Here is a 420-nt window from a genome sequence, read left to right as displayed (position 1 = left end):
CAGGGTAATGCTGCGGGGTACCAGATACGGGAATATGCTGACCGCGAAGCCGGTGTAAGCCAGCAGGAACATGCCCAAACCCCAAAGGTAGGGGCGTCCTTCCTGTTTTCTATGCAGCGAGCGCAGCAGGCCTATAGTCATCACCACCAGCAGTATTGGCAAAGCCCACAGGCCAACGGAGGCCGGGTAAGTGAACCAGCGCTCGGCAATAAACATATCAACATAAGGTAAGTAAAGGCTCACAAAGGCAATGCAGGCCACCAGCAATATCGTGGTGTACCAGCCGGCACGGTAGCTTTGACGCTGCAGGTCGCCGCGGGTTTTCATCACCAACCAGGTCGCACCCAGCATCATGTAGCCGATAACCACCGCCACACCGCAGAAAAGAGTAAAGGGTGTCAGCCAGTCGAACCAGCCGCC

At 56.4% G+C, this 420-nt stretch carries 1 protein-coding gene; it reads right to left on the bottom strand.

All coding sequences use genetic code 11. From position 1 onward, the window contains the following. Positions 1 to 420, bottom strand: a 420-nt coding sequence (locus tag Q5L94_RS13385; RefSeq protein WP_317498861.1) for a cytochrome d ubiquinol oxidase subunit II, incomplete at both ends; no start/stop codon positions are given.

Source organism: Idiomarina sp. Sol25 (assembly GCF_033052775.1).
In the GTDB taxonomy this organism is placed as follows: domain Bacteria; phylum Pseudomonadota; class Gammaproteobacteria; order Enterobacterales; family Alteromonadaceae; genus Idiomarina.
This window is presented reverse-complemented; position numbering and strand designations above follow the sequence as displayed.